Source organism: Streptomyces sp. NBC_00316 (assembly GCF_036158715.1).
Taxonomy (GTDB): domain Bacteria; phylum Actinomycetota; class Actinomycetes; order Streptomycetales; family Streptomycetaceae; genus Streptomyces.
The window spans coordinates 2,846,296-2,868,046 of the sequence record NZ_CP108023.1 but is presented as its reverse complement, the minus strand read 5'-3'; the positions used below and the strand labels follow the sequence as shown (position 1 = coordinate 2,868,046).

18 protein-coding genes and 1 pseudogene are annotated in these 21,751 nt (G+C 70.5%); 10 read left to right on the top strand and 9 right to left on the bottom strand.

The window, feature by feature from the left end; all coding sequences use genetic code 11:
- Nucleotides 1-80: 80 nt before the first annotated feature.
- Entirely contained in the window at nt 81-1,061 is a 981-nt protein-coding gene (locus OG878_RS12610; protein WP_328886882.1) for a thiamine-phosphate kinase, read from the top strand.
- A gap of 191 nt (nt 1,062-1,252) precedes the next feature.
- Here OG878_RS12610 and rpmB read toward each other — a convergent pair whose 3' ends face one another.
- Nucleotides 1,253-1,438: a 50S ribosomal protein L28 gene (rpmB, locus tag OG878_RS12605; protein ID WP_030928661.1), complete on the bottom strand. Its 186-nt coding sequence runs from the start codon at nt 1,436-1,438 to the stop codon at nt 1,253-1,255.
- A 257-nt stretch (nt 1,439-1,695) separates the two neighbouring features.
- On the opposite strand from rpmB, the gene OG878_RS12600 reads away from it, so the two are divergent.
- Nucleotides 1,696-3,321 (top strand): DAK2 domain-containing protein, encoded by a 1,626-nt coding sequence (locus OG878_RS12600; RefSeq protein ID WP_328886881.1) that lies wholly within the window; start codon nt 1,696-1,698, stop codon nt 3,319-3,321.
- Nucleotides 3,322-3,459: 138 nt separating this feature from the next.
- On the opposite strand, the gene OG878_RS12595 is transcribed toward OG878_RS12600, so the two are convergent.
- Nucleotides 3,460-6,411 carry a tetratricopeptide repeat protein gene (locus OG878_RS12595; protein ID WP_328886880.1) on the bottom strand — a complete coding sequence of 984 codons (2,952 nt, stop codon included), beginning with the start codon at nt 6,409-6,411 and terminating at the stop codon, nt 3,460-3,462.
- Nucleotides 6,408-8,327 carry an HSP90 family protein gene (locus OG878_RS12590; protein WP_328886879.1) on the bottom strand — a complete coding sequence of 640 codons (1,920 nt, stop codon included), beginning with the start codon at nt 8,325-8,327 and terminating at the stop codon, nt 6,408-6,410. The genes OG878_RS12595 and OG878_RS12590 overlap by 4 nt, the downstream gene beginning before the upstream one ends.
- A gap of 161 nt (nt 8,328-8,488) precedes the next feature.
- Here OG878_RS12590 and recG point away from each other — a divergent pair, with 161 nt between their 5' ends.
- From recG to mutM, 8 genes are all read left to right on the top strand, one after another.
- Nucleotides 8,489-10,696, top strand: a complete 2,208-nt coding sequence (gene recG / locus OG878_RS12585) for an ATP-dependent DNA helicase RecG (protein WP_328886878.1) — start codon at nt 8,489-8,491, stop codon at nt 10,694-10,696.
- Between the two features lie 196 nt (nt 10,697-10,892).
- Entirely contained in the window at nt 10,893-11,477 is a 585-nt protein-coding gene (gene rsmD, locus OG878_RS12580; RefSeq protein ID WP_328886877.1) for a 16S rRNA (guanine(966)-N(2))-methyltransferase RsmD, read from the top strand.
- A gap of 26 nt (nt 11,478-11,503) precedes the next feature.
- On the top strand, nt 11,504-11,983 hold the full coding sequence (coaD, locus tag OG878_RS12575) for a pantetheine-phosphate adenylyltransferase (protein ID WP_277329857.1): 480 nt from the start codon (nt 11,504-11,506) through the stop codon (nt 11,981-11,983).
- Between the two features lie 98 nt (nt 11,984-12,081).
- Nucleotides 12,082-13,170: an ATP synthase F0 subunit B gene (locus tag OG878_RS12570; protein WP_328886876.1), complete on the top strand. Its 1,089-nt coding sequence runs from the start codon at nt 12,082-12,084 to the stop codon at nt 13,168-13,170.
- A 166-nt stretch (nt 13,171-13,336) separates the two neighbouring features.
- Nucleotides 13,337-14,005 (top strand): YceD family protein, encoded by a 669-nt coding sequence (locus OG878_RS12565; RefSeq protein WP_328886875.1) that lies wholly within the window; start codon nt 13,337-13,339, stop codon nt 14,003-14,005.
- 2 nt (nt 14,006-14,007) lie between these two features.
- Nucleotides 14,008-14,181, top strand: coding sequence for a 50S ribosomal protein L32 (gene rpmF / locus OG878_RS12560; RefSeq protein ID WP_003965982.1), 174 nt, complete (start codon nt 14,008-14,010; stop codon nt 14,179-14,181).
- A gap of 19 nt (nt 14,182-14,200) precedes the next feature.
- Nucleotides 14,201-15,019, top strand: coding sequence for a ribonuclease III (rnc, locus tag OG878_RS12555; protein WP_328886874.1), 819 nt, complete (start codon nt 14,201-14,203; stop codon nt 15,017-15,019).
- Nucleotides 15,020-15,138: 119 nt separating this feature from the next.
- Nucleotides 15,139-15,999 carry a bifunctional DNA-formamidopyrimidine glycosylase/DNA-(apurinic or apyrimidinic site) lyase gene (gene mutM, locus OG878_RS12550; protein WP_328886873.1) on the top strand — a complete coding sequence of 287 codons (861 nt, stop codon included), beginning with the start codon at nt 15,139-15,141 and terminating at the stop codon, nt 15,997-15,999.
- On the opposite strand, the gene OG878_RS12545 is transcribed toward mutM, so the two are convergent.
- The 6 genes and pseudogenes from OG878_RS12545 to OG878_RS12520 all read right to left on the bottom strand — a co-directional run bounded on the left by OG878_RS12545 (nt 15,996) and on the right by OG878_RS12520 (nt 21,324).
- On the bottom strand, nt 15,996-16,409 hold the full coding sequence (locus OG878_RS12545; protein ID WP_328886872.1) for a winged helix-turn-helix transcriptional regulator: 414 nt from the start codon (nt 16,407-16,409) through the stop codon (nt 15,996-15,998). The genes mutM and OG878_RS12545 overlap by 4 nt on opposite strands.
- A 348-nt stretch (nt 16,410-16,757) precedes the next feature.
- Complete coding sequence (locus OG878_RS12540) at nt 16,758-17,015, bottom strand: hypothetical protein (protein ID WP_328886871.1); 258 nt, start codon at nt 17,013-17,015, stop codon at nt 16,758-16,760.
- 256 nt (nt 17,016-17,271) lie between these two features.
- A complete protein-coding gene (locus tag OG878_RS12535) occupies nt 17,272-17,817 on the bottom strand; it encodes a hypothetical protein (protein ID WP_328886870.1) in 546 nt (181 codons plus the stop codon).
- A gap of 496 nt (nt 17,818-18,313) precedes the next feature.
- Nucleotides 18,314-19,227 (bottom strand): annotated as a pseudogene (locus tag OG878_RS12530) (IS982 family transposase).
- Between the two features lie 54 nt (nt 19,228-19,281).
- Nucleotides 19,282-19,779, bottom strand: coding sequence for a hypothetical protein (locus tag OG878_RS12525; protein WP_328886869.1), 498 nt, complete (start codon nt 19,777-19,779; stop codon nt 19,282-19,284).
- A gap of 87 nt (nt 19,780-19,866) precedes the next feature.
- Nucleotides 19,867-21,324, bottom strand: a complete 1,458-nt coding sequence (locus tag OG878_RS12520) for an NF041680 family putative transposase (protein WP_328886868.1) — start codon at nt 21,322-21,324, stop codon at nt 19,867-19,869.
- Nucleotides 21,325-21,751: the final 427 nt, after the last annotated feature.

Here is a 21,751-nt window from a genome sequence, read left to right as displayed (position 1 = left end):
GGCCGGGCCATGGTCCGGGCCTCCGGCCGCCGATCCAGGCCGGACTTCTGTCCGGCGCGATAGATGAGAGGTGAGACTCGGTGAAGGGAACCGTGGGTGAGTTGGGGGAGTTCGGGCTCATCAGGGAGCTCACGTCCCGGCTCACCACCACTCCGGCGGTACGGCTGGGGCCCGGCGACGACGCCGCGGTCGTGTCCGCTCCCGACCGCAGGGTCGTGGCCAGTACGGACGTCCTGCTGGAGGGACGGCACTTCCGCCGCGACTGGTCGACCGCGTACGACGTCGGCCGCAAGGCCGCCGCACAGAATCTCGCCGACATCGCCGCCATGGGCGCCGTGCCCACCGCGCTGCTGCTCGGCCTGGTCGTCCCCGCCGAACTCCCGGTCACCTGGGCGGGCGAGCTGATGGACGGCCTCCGTGACGAGTGCCAGGTCGCGGGGGCGGCCGTGGTCGGCGGCGATGTCGTCCGCGGCGACACCATCACCGTCGCGATCACCGCACTCGGCGATCTGCGCAACCACGAGCCGGTCACCCGGTCCGGCGCCCGCCCCGGCGATGTCGTCGCCGTGACCGGCTGGCTCGGCTGGTCCGCGGCCGGGTACGCCGTGCTCTCCCGCGGCTTCCGTTCGCCGCGCGCCTTCGTCGAGGCCCACCGGCGTCCCGAACCGCCGTACCACGCGGGCCCCGCGGCCGCCGGACTCGGCGCCACCGCCATGACCGACGTCAGCGACGGACTCGTCGCCGACCTCGGGCACATCGCCGAGGCCAGCAAGGTCCGGATCGATCTGCGCTCCGGCCTCATCGACATCCCCTCGCAGATGTCCGACATCGGCCAGGCGGTCGGCGTGGACCCGCTGCAGTGGGTGCTCACCGGGGGAGAGGACCACGCGATCGTGGCGACCTTCCCGCCGGACGTGAAGCTGCCCGCCCGCTGGAAGGTGATCGGCGAGGTCCTCAACCCGTCGGCGCTGCCGCAGGTCACGGTCGACGGTGCGCCCTGGACGAGCAAGGGCGGCTGGGACCACTTCGGCGGGATCGAGGACGCGCAGGAGAACCGGTGACCGGGTGACACGGGGGCCGGGCCTGTGTCCTCACCGCCGTCGGACCCGTTCCGGCGGCGGTGAGGACATTCAGGCCGATCCGACGACCCGGCTGCCGGGCGCGCAGCAGCTGCGGGAGCACAGCAAAAAGCCGGTCCACCGAGGTGGACCGGCTTTTTGGGCAACCGGAAGGCTGCGCAACGACGGGGACGTCAGCGCGCGACCTTGCCGGCCTTGATGCACGAGGTGCAGACGTTGAGCCGCTTCGGCGTCCGACCGACCACGGCACGCACGCGCTGGATGTTGGGATTCCAGCGACGGGACGTACGGCGGTGCGAGTGCGAAATGTTGTTGCCGAAGCCCGGCCCCTTGCCGCAGACGTCGCAGTTGGCAGCCACGGGTCACTCCAAAGACTTCAGATGCACTTACAGTGAATTCCGGCGCGCCGGAATCATTTGACTGAAGTGGCGTACCGGAGGAAAGGCCCGACTCTCATCGGGCAACCGAAGCAGCATACAACGGCCGCGTCGGTAGAACGAAACTACCATGGGTTTCGCCGCCCTCGCCCCCGCCCCTGTCCCCGCCGGACCTGCGGGGCAGGATTATTCTGCGGTTCAGCCGGCCGCCCACGGTCGCTCTCCAGGAGGAACACCACGTGCCGCAGACCGCCGACGACATCGACGCCGGCGCGGTGCGTACCTGGTGCTCGCTCGCCCTGGATGCGCTGGGCCGGGAGCGCGCGGCGATCGACGCGATCAATGTGTACCCCGTCGCCGACGGGGACACCGGCACCAACCTCTACCTGACGGTGGAGTCCGCGGCCGCAGCCGTCGAGGCGGTCTTCGCCGCGCACGAGACCGGTGCGTCCGTGCCCGCCCTCGGTGACGCCGCTCGGGCCATGGCGCACGGGGCGCTGATCGGCGCCCGCGGGAATTCCGGCACGATCCTGGCCCAGCTGCTGCGCGGCATGGCGGAGGTGCTCGCCGACGGTCATGACGCGGACCATCTGCGGCTCGCGCTGGCCCGGGCGGCGTCCGCGGCCCGGCAGGCCGTCGCCCACCCCGTCGAGGGCACCGTGCTGACCGTGGCCACCGCAGCCGCCGAGGCCGCCGGGTGCACGGCGGGCGACCCGCGTCCGCAGGCGGTGGCGAAGGCGGCGTACGAAGGGGCGTGCACGGCGCTGGACGCGACCCCCGGGCAGCTTGCCGTCCTCGGGCGGGCGGGCGTCGTCGACGCAGGGGGGCGGGGCCTGGTGACCGTCCTGGGCGCGCTCGTCGAAGCGGTCTGCGGGGAGGCGCCCGCGCACGGGATCCGGGTGATCTCGGGCATCGCCCCGGCCGACGTCGACTGCACGGTGGCCGTCGAGCACGACGGACCCGCCTTCGAGGTGATCTATCTGCTGGAGGCCGGGGACGACGCGGTCGACCGGTTGCGGACCCGGCTGGACGGGCTCGGCGACTCGCTCGTCGTGGTCGGCGGCGACGGGCTGTGGAACGTCCACGTCCACGTCGACGACGCGGGTGCGGCAGTGGAGGCCGGCGTCGAGGCCGGCCGGCCGTACCGGATCCGGATCACGCACTTCGGCGCCGACCGGGTCCACCCGCACCGCAGCGAGCCGGCGCAGCGCGGTGTCGTCGTGGTGGTCCCCGGCGACGGGCTCTCCGGCCTGTGCACGGAGGCCGGTGCGACCACGGTGCTCGCCCGGCCCGGGGAACCGCCCGCCAGCGGCGAACTGGTCGACGCGATCCGCCGCGCGCACGCCCGCGAGGTGGTCCTCCTGCCCAACGACGCCGATTTGCGCCACACCGCGGCCGCCGCCGCCGAACAGGCCCGCGCCGAAGGGATCCGGGTCGCCCTCATCCCGACCCGGGCCGCCGTCCAGGGCATCGCCGCGCTCGCCGTCCACGAACCCGACCGCAGCTTCGACGAGGACGTGGTGGCGATGACCGCCGCGGCCGGCGCCACCCGCTACGGCGAACTGACCGTCGCCGAGCGGCAGTCCTGGACCATGGCGGGCATCTGCCAGGCCGGCGACATCCTGGGTCTGATCGACGGCGATGTGGCGGTCATCGGCGAGGACGTGCCCCGTACGGCCCGGGCGGTGATCGACCGGATGCTGGCGGCGGGCGGCGAACTCGTCACGCTGGTACTGGGCGAGGACGTGACGGACGCCTTGGCCGACGCGCTGGAGGAACATGTGCGGGAGGGTTACCTCGCGGTGGACACGGTGGTGTACCGGGGCGGCGGCCAGGGAGCGGCGCTGCTGATCGGGGTGGAGTAGGGCGGATACGGGCGCCGCCGCCCGTGAATCGTTCTCCCCGGTCGCCGGACGGGCGGCGACATCCAGCCCGTCGAAGGGGGTCCCCCATGCCTCCATGGGGGGCCGAAGACGAGAACGGCTGCCGGGCGGGCCCGTTCCCTACGCCCCCGGGTCCTCGGCCACGTACCCGAGTACCGATTCCGCCTCCGCCCGCCGCGCCCGCGCCGTCTCGTCCTCGTCCGCGCCCCCGTACGCCGCGAGCACCCCCCGCGCCCTTGCCCGTGCCTCCTCGCGTCGGCCCAGGTCCGCCTCCAGCCAGGCGGCCATCAGCTCCGCCGCCGTCCGCCGGCCGAGGAAGTCCGGCCCGGCCTCGGTGAAGCCGGCGACGGCCCGGACGACGTGGGCGAGCGCCTCCTCGTAGGCCGTACGCGCACGGCCGTCGTCGTCCTCGTCCGGTCCGCCCTCGCAGGCGTCGGCGATCAGTTCGCCGGTCTGGCGGTGGGTGTCCGCGAGCTCCGCCCGCAGCCCGGGCACCTGTTCCGGCTCCGCGGCCTGCAGCGCCGCCTCGCACTCACGCTCCGCCACGGCCATGAAGGCCCGCGCCGCCGCCGGTCCCGGCTGCCCCTTCCGGACCGCGATCCAGGCCCGCACCCGCAGCGTCTGTACCAGTGCATGGACGTCGCCCAGCTCGCGCCACAGCTCTCCGGCCCTCGCATACGCCTTCTCTGCCTGGGAGTTGAGCTCGGCCCGGTACAGCGCCTGCCCGGCGAGGTTGGCGAGCATCGCGTGGTCGCGCTGCTCGGGCCAGGACCGAGCGATGTCCGCCGCACCCAGCCAGTGCCCGGCCGCCTCCCGCGGTTCGCCGAGCGCGGTCAGCGCGTCGCCGAGCCACCACAGCGTCTGGACGACCATGCCGTCGCCGTGGTCGTCGGCCGTGATGACGGGCAGCACGGCCTCCAGCACGGCTGCCGCCTCCGCCGCCCGCCCCAGCTGAAGCAGCCAACCGCCCAGCAGATGCCGGGCGTACACCCCGAGGCCGCCGCTCTCGCCCGCCTCGTCCGCCCAGTGCGCGGCATCGAGCGCGTGCTCGGTCGCCTCGGTGAACTCCCCGGTACCGCCGAGGACTTCGGCGAGCTGCAGATGCAGCCGCGCACGGCCCGGTGCGGGTACGAACGCCGCGCCGTGCTCCAGAGCCGCGCGGGCGGTGCGCTCGGCCGTCGCATGGTCGTGGAGTCCGACCGCGATCCGGGAGGCCTTGGTCTCGTACGCGACGGCGTACCAGGGCAGTCCGGCGGCGTGGGTGCCGGCGGCTGCTCGCGCGTACAGCTCGCCCGCCAGCGCTCCGTCGCCCCGGTAGGCCGCGATGTCGCCGAGGAGACCCACCGCTTCCGCGGTCCGGGTGGCCACCCCGGCCTGCGCGCCCAGCGGTTCGGTGAAGGCGAGCACGTCCCGGACCCCCTCTTCGAGCGCGTCGACGGCGGCCTCGGCCGACGGCTCGTCCGGCGCGGCGAGCACCAGCTGATCGAGGATCCGGGCACGGCAGACCAGCACGCCGCCGGCCTGGCGGGCGGTGGCCCGGCCCTCCGCGTGCAGGGCGAGGGCCCGGTCCACGAGGTCCGCGACCTCCGTGAGGGCGTCGGCCGCGTGCCCGGCTTCCAGCGAGCGGGCGTACGCGGCACGAGCGGCCGCGCCCGTGGCCTCGCCCGGATCGCCCGCCGCCCCGTACAGCTCCGCGGCGGTCAGGAACAGCTCCCGCGCCGCCGCGGGCGGAAGCGTGCCGTCCATTGCACGGTGGTCGTCGATGCAGGCGTGGTCGTGGTCGGAGAGCTCCTGCGCACCGTCGGCCGCGCGCGCGACGGCCTGCCAGGCGGGCCCCGCGTCCGGGTGCTGGGCGTCGGAGAGACGGCGGGCCTCGGCGAGCAGCCCGGGAAGGCCGGCCGAGGCGTCCACGGCGGGCCCCGAAACGACGATGGCGACCGGCTCCGCGACCGTCGTGACCGGCCGCGCGGCCCGTACCCCGAGCGGCAGCCGGTCCAGCAGCGGCTGCTGGTTCATACGCTCCCGCACCAGGCCGCTGACCTGCGTATTGCCGTTGCGCTCGTCGAAACGGGCGGCGAGCGCGAGCGCCTCCTCGCGGGCGTGTCCGGCCAGCTCCCGCGCGGTCCGGTCGGTACCGGCGGGCCCCGGCACCGGCTGGTCCCCGTGGCCCAGCGCGGTCAGCCGGTCCATCAGCAGGGCGGTCACGGCCAGGAAGTCCATCAGGGAGTCGGGGTTCCCGGTGGCGGTGAAGTAGGCGGGCCGCTCGGCGAGGATCTCCAGGGCCCGCGCCTCATTGCCGGTGAGCGCGCAGAACTCGATGTGCAGCGCGGCGGAATCCCGCATGGACTCCATCGGGCGGACCATCCGGTACCCGCGCAGATGGTGGGCGCGCGCCTGCTCGGCCCGGCCGGTGCGCAGCAGCGGGAGCAGCGAGGCCGCCAGCACGGCATGCGGCTCATGGGCGCAGGTGTGCTCCCCTTCGAGGACCGGCCGCCAGGTGTCGAGCGCCTCCTCGTCCAGCCCCCGGTGCACCTGCCAGGCGCCCTGGCCGTGCAGTTCGCAGGCGTGGCAGTTGGCCATCCGGTCCCGGTCGGCCGCCTGCCACGCGGCGTACGCCCGCTCGGCCCGCTCAAGATCGCCGAGATGGCGGGCGATCTGCAGCTCGCCCTGGCGCACGGCCCGTTCGGAATGCCCGGCCAGCCGGTAGCGGCGTGCCATCTCGCCCTGCCAGTTCTCGATGGAGGCGAGCGGGATGTGCGGCTGATCGATCATGGAACTGGACACCCACTTGAACATCCAGAAGAGATGGTGGGTCATGACCCGGTCGAAACTTCCCGGCTGCTCGTCCCACATGCGCAGCAGGCGCGCGAAGGGGACGAACATCTTGTCCTTCTCCGAGCTGTAGTTGTACGCCTGCAGCTGGTTGGTGAGCGCCTCGACGAGGAGCGGCACGTCCCCCGTCCGTTCGGCCTCGGAGAGCAGCTGTTCCGCACGGGCGTTGCGGGCCGGGCCCTCCGGCTCCTGGTAGTTGTCCCGCAGCGCCTGCCGGATCGTCGAGATGCCGGAGCTCATCGGTCGTCCTCCTGCGGACGGGCGGGGTTCTGCGGCTGTGCGGGGGCCGGGGGCGCGGCCCACTCCAGCAGCCCGATGAACGCCCGGTTCAGCAGCGCCGAATCGGCCGGCCGCAACGGCCGCTGCGCCATCAGCAGCGCCTGCCCGTACAGCGCCTCCGTGGCGGTCGCCGCCAGTTCCGGGGTGTCCAGGGAACCGATCCGGCGGACCAGCGGATTGAGATGGTTCAGTACGAGCCGGGCGCGCGGCGCACTTCCGCGCAGCGAGCCGAGGATGCCCGCCCACAGGTCGTCCGCCTGCTCCTGCGTGTCGGCGCGGGCCTGCTCGTGGCGGGCCGACCGGTCGTCGAGGTGCAGCGCGGGCACGGTCAGCGGATGGAAGGCGCGCAGCGCCACGTCGCAGCCCAGCGGGTCGAGTCGGGCGCGGGCCGCGGCCAGGAACGAGCCGAGCGCCAGCTCCTGGGCCGGATCGACCGTGTCCAGATGCGCGGTGACGGTATCGGCGTCCAGCTCCGCGACCGCCGTTCCCGGCCGCACCGACGGCAGCCGTTCGACCAGCTCGGTGTCGTACGTGTAGCCGCCGTTGACCACTCCGATGCCCTGCGCGGACGCGATCGGCGCGACCTGCCGGTACTCCTCCACGGTCCGGGTGAAGTGCACCACGGGATGGCGCCGGGCGAACTCCTCCAGCGACAGCCGGCCGTCCGTCGTCTCGAACGGCAGCCACGGCAGCATCGTCCGCAGCATGGCGTTGTCGTGCCGGGCCAGGGACTTCACCCCCAGGTGGTGCACGGACAGGAAATCCGCCAGCCGCTCGGGATCTCCTGCGGCCAGTCCGGTCAGCCAGTCCCTGATCCGCTCGCCGAGCGCCTCCCGTACGGCGGCAAGGGTCTCGTCCGCGTACAGCGCCTCCCGTGACGCGGTGGGCCGCAGACTGTCCGTGTCGATGACGCACCGCACGAAGAACGCCCAGTCGGGCAGCAGTTCGTCGGCGCGGTCGGTCAGCAGCATCCCCTTGAGATGCACCCGGTGGCCCGCACGCTGCGCCGGGCTGACGGCCGACGGCAGGACGTACGCGACACCGCGGATCCCGGCCAGCGGCAGATCCAGATCGATCGCGTCGAGCGGCGAGAAGCCGAACTGTTCGTGGCAGTGGCGGGCCAGCGCCACCCGCCGCCCCGCAGGGCTCGGGTACGGGCGGTCCCACGGCGCCGGCAGAGCGGTGACCTTGGCGTCGCCGACCCGTACGTCGTACGGCAGCAGCGAGCCGAAGTCGCGGGCGAGCGCGAGGACCCGCTCCTCGGTGAGCCAGTCCGCGCTGCCGGGGCGGGCGACCAGATGCACGGTGGTGCCGGGCTCGGGGCGTGCGCTGTCCGGGAGGGTACGGACGGTGTACGAGCCGTCGTCGCGGGCGCACCACTCGACGGGAGGCGCGGCGGGCGTACGGGCCGACCGGCTGACGACCCGGATCTCGGCCGCGACGACGAAGCAGGCGAGCAGCCCGATCCCGAACTGACCGAGGAACTCGGCACGCGCCGAGGCCAGTCCCTGGACACCGTCACGCTTGGAGCTGCGGCCGATCGTCGCGAGCAGGCTGTGCACATCGGTCTCGGTCAGACCGATCCCGCTGTCCTCGATCCGCAGCCGCCCACCGGAGGCGTACAGCCGTACCAGCGTGGGCGCGTCCGGCTGCTCGGCGCGCCGGGCCGTGAGGGCGTCCACGGCGTTCTGCAGCAGCTCGCGCAGGTAGACGCGGGGAGAGGAGTAGAGGTGATGGGAGAGGAGGTCGACCAGTCCGCGCAGGTCCACCTGGAAGGTGTGCGGCGACCGGGCGGAAGGGGACTCACGGGACGGGCCGGAGGTGGATCCGGAGGACGGATCGGGGGCTGCGGAGTTCGCTGAGGTCTCAGATGTCATCGTCGCAGCGCCGGTGGGGGGACGGGCGACGGCGCGGGTCGGGCGATCCCGCGGAGGGCGATCGCGAGCGAGGAGCGGGGTCCGATCCTAGGGGCGGGGACACGTATCCGACCAGGGGATTCCGGTGGTGCGGGCGACTTCTGTCAGTGGTGTGGTGTGCAATGGATCGCGTGTCTGCGTTCGATGAACCCCTCAGGAAGCTGCTCGGCGGTGCCACCGCGAAGGTGATGGCCGAACACCTCGACCTGCACACGGTCGGTGATCTGCTGCACCACTACCCGCGGCGGTACGAGGAGCGCGGCCAGCTCACCACGCTCGGCGACCTCCCGCTGGACGAGCACGTGACGGTCGTGGCGCAGGTCGCGGACGCCCGGATCATGGTGTTCAACAACGGCAGGGGCAAGCGCCTGGAGGTGACCCTCACCGACGGCAGCGGCCGGCTCCAACTGGTCTTCTTCGGCCACGGGGTGCACAAGCCGCACAAGGAGCTGCTGCCCGGCCGCCGGGCGATGTTCGCCGGCAAGGTCTCGGTCTTCAACCGGAAGATGCAGCTGGCCCACCCCACCTATCAGCTGCTCGACGCCACGGACGCCGACGAGACCACGGAGGCGGTGGACGCATTCGCCGGCCGGCTGCTGCCCATCTACCCGGCCTGCAAGCAGCTCGACTCCTGGCGGATCGCCAAGGCCGTCGACACGGTGCTGCCCAGCGCCCGGGACGCCGTCGACCCGTTGCCGCCGTCGCTGCGCGAGGGGCGCGGTTTCACCTCTCTGCCCGAGGCACTCCTGAAGATCCACCGCCCGCAGACCAAGGCGGACATCGCCGACGCCAGGGACCGGCTGAAGTGGGACGAGGCGTTCGTCCTCCAGGTGGCGCTCGCCCGTCGCCGTTTCGCGGACACCCAGCTCCCGGCGGTGGCGCGGGTCCCCGCCCACGGAGGGCTGCTCGACGCGTTCGACGCCAAGCTGCCGTTCACCCTCACCGAGGGCCAGGAGAAGGTCTCCAAGGAGATCTTCGACGACCTGGCGACCGAGCACCCGATGCACCGGCTCCTGCAGGGCGAGGTCGGGTCCGGGAAGACGCTGGTCGCACTGCGCGCCATGCTCGCCGTCGTCGACGCGGGCGGACAGGCCGCGATGCTCGCCCCCACCGAGGTGCTCGCCCAGCAGCACCACCGGTCCATCACGGAAATGATGGGCGAGCTGGCCGAGGGAGGGATGCTGGGCGGCTCCGACCTCGGGACGAAGGTGGTGCTGCTCACCGGGTCGATGGGCATGGCGGCCCGCCGCCAGGCGCTGCTGGACCTGGTCACCGGTGAGGCCGGGATCGTGATCGGCACGCATGCGCTGATCGAGGACAAGGTGCAGTTCCACGACCTGGGGCTGGTCGTCGTGGACGAGCAGCACCGCTTCGGTGTGGAGCAGCGTGACGCCCTGCGTTCCAAGGGCAAGCAGCCGCCGCACCTGCTGGTCATGACCGCCACGCCCATTCCCCGGACGGTCGCCATGACCGTCTTCGGCGACCTGGAGACGTCCGTCCTGGACCAGCTGCCGGCCGGCCGCTCGCCGATCGCCAGTCATGTCGTCCCCGCCAAGGACAAGCCGCACTTCCTGACCCGGGCCTGGGAGCGGGTCCGCGAGGAGGTGGAGAGCGGGCATCAGGCGTACGTCGTCTGCCCGCGGATCGGCGACGACGCCGACGACGAGACCGAGAAGAAGAACAAGAAGAAGGCCACCGAGGAGGACGGCGAGAAGCGTCCGCCGCTAGCGGTTCTGGAGATCGCCGATCAGCTCACCAAGGGTCCCCTCGCAGGCCTGCGCATCGCCGTACTGCACGGCAGGATGAACCCCGACGACAAGGACGACGTGATGCGCCGCTTCGCGGCGGGCCAGGTCGACGTCCTCGTCGCGACGACCGTCATCGAGGTCGGGGTGAACGTCCCCAACGCCACCGGGATGGTGATCATGGACGCCGACCGGTTCGGTGTCTCCCAGCTGCACCAGTTGCGCGGCCGCGTCGGCCGTGGCTCCGCGGCCGGCCTGTGTCTGCTGGTCAGTGAGGCGCCCGAGGCGAGCCCCGCCCGCGCCCGCCTTTCCGCCGTCGCCGCCACCCTGGACGGCTTCGAACTGTCCCGGATCGACCTCGAACAGCGCCGCGAGGGCGACGTCCTCGGCCAGGCCCAGTCCGGTGTCCGCTCCTCCCTTCGGGTGCTCACCGTCATCGACGACGAGGAGGTCATCGCCGCTGCCCGCGAGGAGGCCGTCGCCGTCGTCACCGCCGATCCGGAACTGACGCACCTGCCGGAGCTGCGCACCGCCCTGGACGCCCTGCTCGACAAGGAGCGCGAGGAGTACCTCGACAAGGGCTGAGTGCCGCGGACGACACGCGCCGGGCACAGGGGAGACCCGCGGGCGGCCGGGAGCGGGAGACGGCGGTCCCCCGGGCACGGGAGAGACCCGCGGGCCGCCGGGGCCCCCGGGCCCGAACGGCCCCGACGCCATATCGTGGGACGCACGGCGCCCGCCCCGTCCGGCGGACCACCCCCGACCCGAGGACCAGACACCCATGACCCGCGTGATCGCCGGCTCGGCCGGCGGACGCCGCCTGGCCGTCCCGCCCGGCACCGGCACCCGCCCCACCTCCGACCGTGCACGCGAGGGCCTCTTCTCCACCTGGGAGGCGCTGCTCGGCACCCTGGAGGGCATCCGCATCGCGGATCTGTACGCGGGCTCCGGCGCCGTCGGCCTCGAAGCGCTCTCCCGCGGCGCGGTCCATGCCCTGCTCGTCGAGGCGGACACCCGGGCCGTCCGCACGGTCCGTGACAACGTCCGCGCGCTCGGCCTCCCCGGCGCCGAGGTCCGTAGCGGCAAAGCCGAACAGATCGTGACAGGACCGGCGCCGACGGACCCGTACGACGTCGTCTTCCTGGACCCGCCGTACGCCGTCACCGACGACGATCTTGGCGAGATACTGCTCACACTCCGCGCCCAGGGCTGGCTCACGGACGATGCCCTCGTCACCGTGGAACGGAGCACCAGAGGCGGAGAATTCAACTGGCCCGAGGGATTCGAGCCATTGCGGGCCCGTCGCTACGGCGAGGGAACGCTTTGGTACGGTCGCGCCGCCTCTACGTGCGAAGACGCACGATGACCGCACCGGAGAGCGAGGGACTCAAGTTGCGCCGCGCCGTCTGTCCGGGGTCGTTCGACCCCATCACCAATGGCCACCTCGACATCATTGGCCGCGCCTCGAAGCTGTACGACGTCGTACATGTCGCGGTGATGATCAATCAGTCCAAGAAGGGCCTGTTCACGGTCGACGAGCGGATCGAGCTGATCCGCCAGGTCACCGCGGACTTCGGCAACGTCCAGGTCGAGTCGTTCCACGGCCTGCTCGTCGACTTCTGCAAGCAGCGCGACATCCCGGCCATCGTGAAGGGCTTGCGGGCCGTCAGCGACTTCGACTACGAGCTGCAGATGGCCCAGATGAACAACGGCCTCTCCGGCGTCGAAACGCTCTTCGTGCCGACCAACCCCACCTACAGCTTCCTGTCGTCCTCCCTGGTCAAGGAGGTCGCGACCTGGGGTGGCGACGTCTCCCACCTGCTGCCGCCGCTGGTCCACCGGGCCCTCGTGGACCGGCTCGCCCAGCAGTGAACCACTGACTGCCCGTCACCAGGTGTCGGACGGGCGCCGACTGGCCGTACAGTCGTCCCGTCCGTCTCCAATCAGCAGTAGAGAGTGGCGAGCACACGGTGGACGTGCAGAAGAAGCTCGACGAGATCGTCGAAGTGGTCGGGAATGCCCGCTCCATGCCCATGTCGGCGTCGTGCGTGGTCAACCGCGCCGAGCTGCTCGCGATGCTCGAAGAGGTACGCGAGGCCCTCCCCGGTTCGCTCGCCCACGCCCAGGAGCTCCTCGGCGGCCGGGAGCAGCTGGTGGAGCAGGCCCGCCAGGAGGCCGAGCGGATCATCGAGACCGCTCACGCCCAGCGCGGCTCGCTGATCTCGGACACCGAGATCGCCCGGCAGTCGCAGACCGAGGCCGACCGCATCCTGGACGAGGCGCGCCGGGAGGCCGACGAGGTACGCGCCGAGGCCGACGAGTACGTCGACAGCAAGCTCGCCAACTTCGAGGTCGTCCTCACCAAGACCATCGGCTCGGTCGACCGGGGCCGCGAGAAGCTCCTCGGCCGCGGCCAGCCCTTCGACGAGCAGGGGTACGAGGACCCGGACTTCGCCGAGGCCCCCGAGCGCAGCACCGATCCGGCCACGCTGCAGCGCCGCGCGGACGAGTACGTCGACACCAAGCTCGGCGCCTTCGAGGCCGTGCTTGCCAAGACTCTGGAGGCGGTCGGCCGCGGCCGGCAGAAGCTGCACGGCCGGGTCGCCACCGACGAACTCGGCGCGCACATGGCCGCCCAGGACGCCGCGGGCAGCCAGGGACACACCAGCGACGAGGACCACTGGGCCGGTCTCGCCGAGCTCGCCACCCCCGAGCCGCAGCCGTTGCCCCAGCAGGTCCAGCCGCACTTCCCGGCACAGGCCCAGCCGAGCTACGCGGAGACGTACGCGTACCAGGAACAGCCCCAGCAGGACATGTATGGCTACCAGCAGCAGCCCGACCCCTACGCCGCCTATCAGCAGCAGGGCTACGACCAGGGCCAGGTGCAGCTGCAGGCGCAGGGGTACGACGGCTGGCAGCACCAGCCGCTCCCGGAGCAGCAGATGCACCAGCAGCAGGGACTCCACCCGCAGGGCGAGAGCGACCTCGACGAGACCAGCCTGTTCGACACCAGCATGATCGACCTCGACCAGCTCCGCCGGTACGAGCAGGGTCGCTGACCGGTTGCGGTCGGTTGCGGCCGATTCGGGGCCGGAAGTCGGACCCGATTGGGAGCAGGCTTACGCGTCCAGTATCCTGGCTTTTCGGTCGCGCGTATGACTGCGATCCAGGCTGCCCGCTTCGACTCCGAACCGGTCGGCCCCTCCCCACGGTGCGCGATGCGCCATGCACACGATTTCGAAAGCAGGAAAAGCCCTGAACGGCCACCTCGACCACCGCAACCCTCTCGTGTTCGATACGCACGAGCTGGGTCGGCGTCCCGGTGCCCTCCTGCGGCTGACCCGCTCGGTGGACGCCCCCCAGGACCTCGGTATCGACGGGGTCATCGGTGTGCCGGAAGGCGCACCCGTGGAACTGGACCTCCGCCTCGAATCGGTCATGGAAGGGGTGCTTGTCACAGGCACCGCCCGTGCGTCGGCCGAAGGGGAGTGCGTAAGGTGTCTGGAGCCGCTGCGCCAAGAGGTCGCGGCGGATTTCCAGGAGATGTTCTCGTACCCTGACGCCGATGACCGGGGCCGCGCCAAAGCGGAACCGGCCGACGACGCCGAGGACGACGAGGACAGGCTCTTCATCGAGGACGGCCTGTTCGACCTCGAGCCAGTGCTGCGTGATGCGGTGGTGCTCGCACTGCCGATGCAGCCGGTGTGCCGGGAGACCTGTGCCGGTCTGTGTTCCGAATGCGGAATCAGGCTGGACGAGAATCCCGGTCACCACCACGATGCCTTCGACATTCGTTGGGCGGCATTGCAAGGACTCGCCGAGACCGTTTCGGACGGCGAGAAGGACAACATGGGCGGCGCCGAAGCGGGCGTCGACGAGAAGCAGGAGAAGTAGCCGTGGCTGTTCCGAAGCGGAAGATGTCGCGCAGCAACACGCGCCACCGCCGGTCGCAGTGGAAGGCTGCGGTCCCCACCCTGGTTTCGTGCGAGCGTTGCCAGGAGCCGAAGCTGCAGCACATCGCGTGCCCGAGCTGCGGCACGTACAACAAGCGCCAGGTCCTCGAGGTCTGAGCGGCTGGTGAGAGGCCCGATGTCTGAGTTGTCCCACGCCAAGAAGCAGGCAGACAACGTCAACACAGCCTCGTCCCACACGCTTCTGGAAGGGCGGCTCGGGTATCACCTCGAGTCCGCCCTTCTGGTGCGTGCGCTGACCCACCGTTCGTACGCATACGAGAACGGCGGTCTGCCCACCAACGAGCGGCTCGAATTCCTCGGGGATTCGGTGCTCGGCCTGGTGGTCACGGACACGCTGTACCGCACCCACCCCGACCTGCCCGAAGGCCAGCTGGCCAAGTTGCGGGCCGCGGTGGTCAACTCGCGTGCACTGGCGGAAGTGGGCCGCGGCCTCGAACTCGGCTCCTTCATCCGGCTCGGCCGGGGTGAAGAGGGCACGGGTGGCAGGGACAAGGCGTCCATCCTCGCCGACACCCTTGAAGCGGTGATCGGCGCGGTCTATCTCGACCAGGGCCTCAGCGCGGCCTCGGAGCTGGTCCACCGGCTCTTCGACCCGCTGATCGACAGGTCCTCCAACCTCGGAGCCGGCCTGGACTGGAAGACCAGTCTCCAGGAGCTCACCGCGAGCGAGAGCCTCGGGGTCCCCGAGTACCTCGTCACGGAGACCGGTCCGGACCACGAGAAGACCTTTACTGCTGCTGCTCGCGTCGGTGGTGTCTCGTACGGCACCGGCACCGGCCGTAGCAAGAAGGAAGCGGAGCAGCAGGCGGCCGAGTCCGCCTGGCGCGAGATCAGCGCCGCCGCCGAGGAACGGGAGGCTGCGGCCAAGGCCGCCGCCGACGGAGGGGCCGCCGATACCCCTGCCGACCCGTCCACCGACGTCGCTCCGGCCTGACACATCGACCCCTCGGTGCCCTTGGGCACCGGGGGGTCTGCCGTGTCCGGACGTCCGGCTGTCCGGGTTTCAAGGACAGGTACGTACCCTTGTTCCGAAGGATCTGAAGGAGCTGCCCCGTGCCCGAGCTGCCCGAGGTCGAAGTCGTACGGCGCGGTCTCGACCGCTGGATCACCGGCCGTACGGTCGCCGGCGTCGAGGTCCTGCACCCGCGTGCGGTCCGCCGCCATGTCGCGGGTTCCACGGATTTCGCGGCCCGGCTCAGCGGCAGCCGCCTCGGCAGGGCCATGCGCCGCGGCAAGTACCTCTGGGTGCCGCTGGACGAGGTGTCCTCCTCGCTCCTCGGTCACCTCGGCATGAGCGGCCAGCTGCTCGTACAGCCGCAGGACGCCCCCGACGAGAAGCACCTGCGGATACGGATCCGCTTCGACGACACGCTCGGCACCGAGCTGCGCTTCGTCGACCAGCGGACCTTCGGCGGGCTGTCGCTCCACGAGAACACCGCCGACGGGCTGCCCGACCCCATCGCGCACATCGCCCGCGACCCGCTGGACCCGGCGTTCGACGATGCGGCGTTCCACACCGCGCTGCGCCTGCGCCGTACGACGGTCAAGCGTGCCCTGCTCGACCAGTCGCTGATCAGCGGCGTCGGCAACATCTACGCGGACGAGGCGCTCTGGCGTACGAAGCTGCACTACGACCGGCCCACCGCGACACTGACCCGGCCCACATCGGCCGAGCTGCTCGGACACGTCCGGGACGTGATGAACGCGGCGCTGGACCAGGGCGGCACCAGCTTCGACAGCCTCTACGTCAATGTGAACGGGGAGTCGGGCTACTTCGACCGGTCGCTCCACGCCTACGGACGCGAGGGCGAGCCCTGCCACCGCTGCGGCACGCCGATGCGCCGCCGTCCGTGGATGAACCGTTCCAGCTACTTCTGCCCCCGCTGCCAGCGGCCGCCGCGCGTCACGGGCTAGGGCCGGAGGCCCTGCCCCGGGCGGGCCTCGTCATAGCGGCTGCGGGCGTCCAGCACCTCGGGCATCCGGCCTTCGACCAGCTGGATCAGCCCGAGCAGCCGGCCGGCGACCTCGTGCCCCAGCGGGGTCAACGAGTAGTCGACGCGTGGCGGGTTGGTGGGCTGTGCCTCCCGGCGGACGAGGCCGTCCCGCTCCAGCGCGTGAAGCGTCTGGGAGAGCATCTTCTCGCTCACGCCGTCGACCCTGCGGCGCAGTTCGTTGAAGCGGGCGCCGGAATCGTGGAGCGCGGTCAGCGTCAGGCTGCCCCAGCGTCCGGTGACATGTTCCAGCGTGCCGCGCGAGGGGCACTGCCGGGAGAACACGTCGAAGGGCAGGCTGCCGGCGCCCTCCCGCCGGGTGATCTCGTCCATAAAACAAGCTTACGCCCGCACAGCGCTCACTTTCCGAGTGCGCTGTGCGGGCGTAAGTGACGAAGTCGGAAGCCGAAGAAGTGAAACACGCCGGGTCTCCGACCTGCGGTCACATCATCGAACGACGCCGTTACCTGCTGCTGAGCTGTCGGCAGTTGTCAGCGTTGGTCACCGTTGAGCGCCCTTCCACGGCCCCGAGACGGCCCCGGGAGGGCGCTCCGTGGTGCGATGACATCCGCTTCAGGAGTTCGATCGCGGCCGTCGGCGACCTGGGCAACCTCAAGATCTCGGAGGGGGCTGAGGACTTCGATTGCCAGCTGGGTCCGCGGCCGACCGCCGCCGTTGATGTCAGCAAGTGATGTCAGTGGCTTGTGCCCCGCGAGTTGCGAGCCGCCGCAACCGCCGGCGTCGCTGTCCGCCCGCACGCTGTTGTGCACGGGCGACCGCGACGGATCGGGGATCACTGATGTCGTCGTACAGGGCAAGCAACAGCGGATCCTCATCCTCGGAGATGAGACTCTGCAGAACCTGGATGTCCGTATGGGGGTGGATCATCAGACGCTTCGACTCGAGCCACAATGCAAGGTCATGCATATCCTCGTCCACGACCACAGAGTGGGGGCGGAAGTGTGACACTGCGATAGCTGGAGCACCGCGTTAGGAGTGTGGTGGGGCGAGTTGGGGCCTGACCTGCGGGATGCCGACTTCGGCGTCTGCTGGCTGTGGCCTCCGCCAGCAGACGCAGTTCCCCGTGAGTCCCCGCCCGATCCGGCGCGGCTGTGGCACGGACACTTTCTGATCCGTAGCTCCAGCCAGATCGGTCAGCGACGGCCATTCCGCCGCTACGAGGCCCCGGCGCCGACTACGTGGGGGACCCGAAAGGGTTCCCGTCGGGAAGCGGTGGGCCGCTCAACTGCGCTCCCGGAAGCAGGACAGGCGCCCAATCCGGGCCGCGGTGGTCCAGCCACCACCTGCCGATGGTGTCGAACTTCTCCTCGAACCCGCGATCCCAGCAGAGGAAGCCGGTGATTGGTGCCCGCAGGCGAGTACGACGGCCACCCGCTTCGTAGATCACAACGATTTGGGCCCCCTGGAAGCGTTCGATACGAATGGCCTGGACGTCCGACCACTGGATGGTCCGGCGGCGGAGGTTGTGCACGATGGCCGTCGACTCCGTGAGAGTGACGCCGAAGTACTGCCCGGTGATCAACAGCACGAACAGCATGGTGCCCCACATGCCAAACGACTCGGCTATCTCGGCCCCGGCGGGCTTCCAGGTCATCCAATCCCAGACCTTCGTGGCCCAGACGACGACAAGGAGGGGCAGAACAGGCAGTACGTGTTGGAGACGCGTATACCGGTAGCGGATGCGCTCCGGCGGCATAACCTCGACCTGCGATTGCTCCACCAATCCCCACCTCTCACACAATGCAGCCACCGTCGGCGCGTGATCGCCAGGGCAGCATGGCGGACCGGGGGCGCGCTGTCCACCGCCTACGGCTGCTGGCCGGAGCGGGCTAGCAGGCTCATCGACACTCTCGTCTTTCGCGGCCGTTCTGCCCTACAGCGAGCGTTCACGCCCCACCTCATCCCACCACTTTCCCCGGCTCCCATCCCGTCCACCTTCGGGCCACACATCGTGGAGCGGGCGTGGTTCAGGGCGTCAAGGTGGAGCGCGCCACTGTACGAACGACCTTGACGCCCTGGGCCGCGACTGCTCGGCTCTGCCTGGGTCGAAGGTGGTCGGGATGGGAGCCCACGACGCTCGCCACGCTCGGGCCGGCACTCGCGAACGGCGCCCTGTCCATCCCGGTGTCTGAGCGCCCCCGCCGGAGGCATGTCCTTGAGCCTTGCGTTTCCCTTCGTCCAGGCCTTCTCGCTCTAGATGATCGATTCCAAGGGGTTCAGTGGTCGTAGCCGGTCAGTGCGCGCATGACCGGCTGGCCGGTGTGGTCGTTGTGCCGGATGGCGGCGGTGAGGGCGAGAATGCGCTGCAGGACGCGGACGGCCACGCCTCCGGGCGTGCGGCCGCGGTGCTGTTCGAGGTCGAGCCGGCCCTTGAAGGTCTCGTTGATGGACTCGATGACCTGCCCAGCGGCTTGAACAGCTGTGATCCGGCCCGCTCGGCCTCGCCCTTACGGGCCGGCCGGAGCAGCCGGATGCCCAGCTCCATGAGTTGTTGCTCAAACTCGCGGCCGAAGTAGTTCTTGTCGCCGATCAGTGTCTGGTCGCGACGCTCGTCGATGAGCCGCGGCTCGACGGCGAGCAGATCCAGCAGCGCCTCGCGTTCGTCGGCCTTGGCCCCGGTCAGCGCGAAGGCCACAGGCAGGCCCCGCAGGGTGCACACCAGGTGCAGCCGCAGCCCCCAGAAGAAGCGGGAGTGGCTGGCGCAGTACCCGTACTGAGCCCATCCGGCCAGGTCGGAGTGTTTGACGGTTTCGCGGGAGCGTCCGCATTCGACCGGCGTCGAGTCCACGACCCACACGTCGTCGGTCCACAACGTGGTGTCGACCGCCAGCGCGCGGGTGACCCGCCGGATGAGCTCAGCGGCTTTGCGCAGCCGCTCGTTGTAGCCGGGCTGCTGTGGCAGGTAGGGGAACAGGTGCCGCAGATGGGAGCGGGCGTGCCGCAACCACCGAGCCTCGGAGGTGAACCCCAGCATGGCCTGCATCATCGCCAAGGTCACCAGTTCGGCATCGCTGAGCTGCGGCGATATACCCACCGCTGGCCGCCACTGGCTGCACTGCGGCGAGTCCTTCAGCACGTCGTCGGTCTTCACGTAGAGTGCGGTCGCGAGGGTGTCCAGGTCGTTCGTCACAAGATGACTTTGGACGCCCTCATATCGTCTGCGTGGCCGAACCGGGGGACCCGATCACGTTCCGGAGCTGGAGGCAACACTCGGATTGATCGTGTCGAAGTAGACCCAGTCCGCACCCGGGTCGAAGTAGAACACCCCGGAATACGTCTCGCTTGTCACCTGACGGTCGAAGGACTCGCTCCGGAACCACCTGGCCCTCTTGGGCATGAACTGCACGAGTGTTTCCGGCAGTTGGTTTGGCTTCGCGGGCTGAAAACCTCGCTGCGATGCCCCCACAATGGAGGCGACGGCACCGGCTCGCAGCTGGGCGAAGCCCACCACACGAACATCAGTGGGACCCGGAACCCTCGAATCGGGGGTACCCAGCACGACGCCAAGCCAATGTGCGTCGGAGAGCGGGCCGAGCGTGGCGAACCGACGTTCGAGCGGTTCAGAGTCCGTATGGACTTCGTTGCCGTCTGTGCTTTTCGCAGTCGACGTACACGCCACGAGTACCGTCGCCAAGCCCAGCGCGAGCGCGCCCCGACGTCCCGGACTCGCCAAGCCGACCATAAAACGACCTCCCCCGCACCCAAGGCCCTGATCGTAGCGGTCCACTCAAAGCCGCTACCCCTTGGAATCGATCATCTAACTTGATCTTTAACCTGTGCGGCGTGGACGTGGGGTCGTTGGCTTCTTCGTTCGTCGTTTTGCTGGGTCCGTTTTGCCGACTGTGTGCACGTCGTGGCGTGGGGTCGGCCGGGTGTTTTTGCGACCGGGCGGCCGTCCGGGGCCGGGGCGGGAGAATTTTGGTGCTCCGGCTGGACAGGCGGCCTTCGGGCGGAGGTGCCGGAAATCGCGGCGGACGCGGGCGGGGGTGAGTCTGTCGGGCGGGGTTGGTTTCTCCCACGGCCGTCGGAGGTCGGCTGCCAGTGGGCGGGCCAGACGTAGTTGGGTGAAGACTGCGAGGATCAGCCAGGTCCAGCGGTCGGCCGCTTCAGGGGTGCGGATCTTCGGGCAGGTCCAGCCCAGGGTCTGCTTGAACAGCCGGAAGGTGTGTTCGATGTCGAAGCGCCGCAGAAACGCCTGCCACAAACGATCGGCGTCGGCTGGGGTGGCGTCGGTGCCCGACCACCACAGCCAGACCGGCTTGGGTGTCGCGCCGCTGGGCAGGTGCTCGACCTGCAGGCGGATCACGGTGCCCTCGATCACCGGCAGGGTGCCGAGCTGGGCGGTCCAGGCGGAGCGGTGGGTCAGCCTTGGATGGAGGCGGTTCCAGGCCCGGGCGGTGGCGGTGCCGTAGAGACGGGTCTGGGTCACCGTCTGCGCGTCGGGTGGGTTCCAGGTGGCCGGGTCACCGAAGACGAACTCGCCGCCGTGGCGGGGCGGACGGCCCCGGACACCGGGCTCTCGGGACGGTGCTGTCCGGTGCAGGACGCGGTCCGAGCGCATCCGTCCCAGCACCTGCACCGGCAGGTCCTTCAGCAGGAAGGCCAGACGCGGCACGTCGTAGCCGGCGTCCACCACGATCAGGATGTCCGGGTCGCCGTCCTTCCACTGCCCGGCTGTGATGAGCCGTTCGACCAGTTCACGCATCTGCCCGGCGGTGACGGTGGCGGCATCGTCGCCCGGCTCCAGACGCAGTGCGTCCAGCGGTGCGGTCCAGGAAGTGCGTCCCGTCTCCAGCGCGCAGATCACTGAATAGGGCCAGCCGGGAACGGGAATGTGCTGGTCCTTGCCCCGGCCGTAGGTGTGGCACAGGATCCGCTGCGGTGAGGTGTGGGCGCTGGGCCGCAGCCAGCAGGTGAGGTCGGCGGCCAGGACCAGCTGGCCGTCCGCCGCCCGGGGCAGCGGCACCGTGGCCAGGGCTCGTCTCAGCCGGGCGACATCGACCCGGCCCGCGGCCAGGGCGTCGTAGAGCCCGCCGTGCCCGCGCCGGTGTTCGCCGACCAGCGACAATTCGACCAGCGACCGGACCGGACCGTCTGCACACAGCACCGCGTCCGCGAGTTCGAACAATGCGTCCGCACGTCTGGTCAGACAGGAGTAGAACTCACCCCGGAAGTGTGACAGTTCCGCAAACGGATCCTGCCGGACGACGTGATGCAGCAGACTCATCCCCACGGCCTTCGTGCTGGGCGTTGTGTGTTCCTTGGTCGGATCACATGCTCAGCCGAAGGCCGCCTGCATGTACGGCAGTTACCACTCCGAGTGATCAAGTACGAGGAGTCGTTCGACCCTCGAGGTTAAATATCAAGCTAAGGGCTGTTCCGTAATCCCTGGTGGATCAGCGCGCGGCGTCAGATGCGGTGCATCGCAAGGCGGAGGGACGTCCGCATACTGGGCGTATACGGGCGTTCCGACAACGCGGCGAGGTGCCGTAGCTGTCGGCGTGCGCCCGCCAGGGGTTACGGGACAGCCCTCGCCGCAGTGCCATCCCCGCACTATTCGTGATCCAGAACCACAATTCACGCGTCGCCGACATCGGCTGGCTCAAGCAAAACGCACCCCCCCATCAGCCCCACTCACCTGACCGACGAGGCAC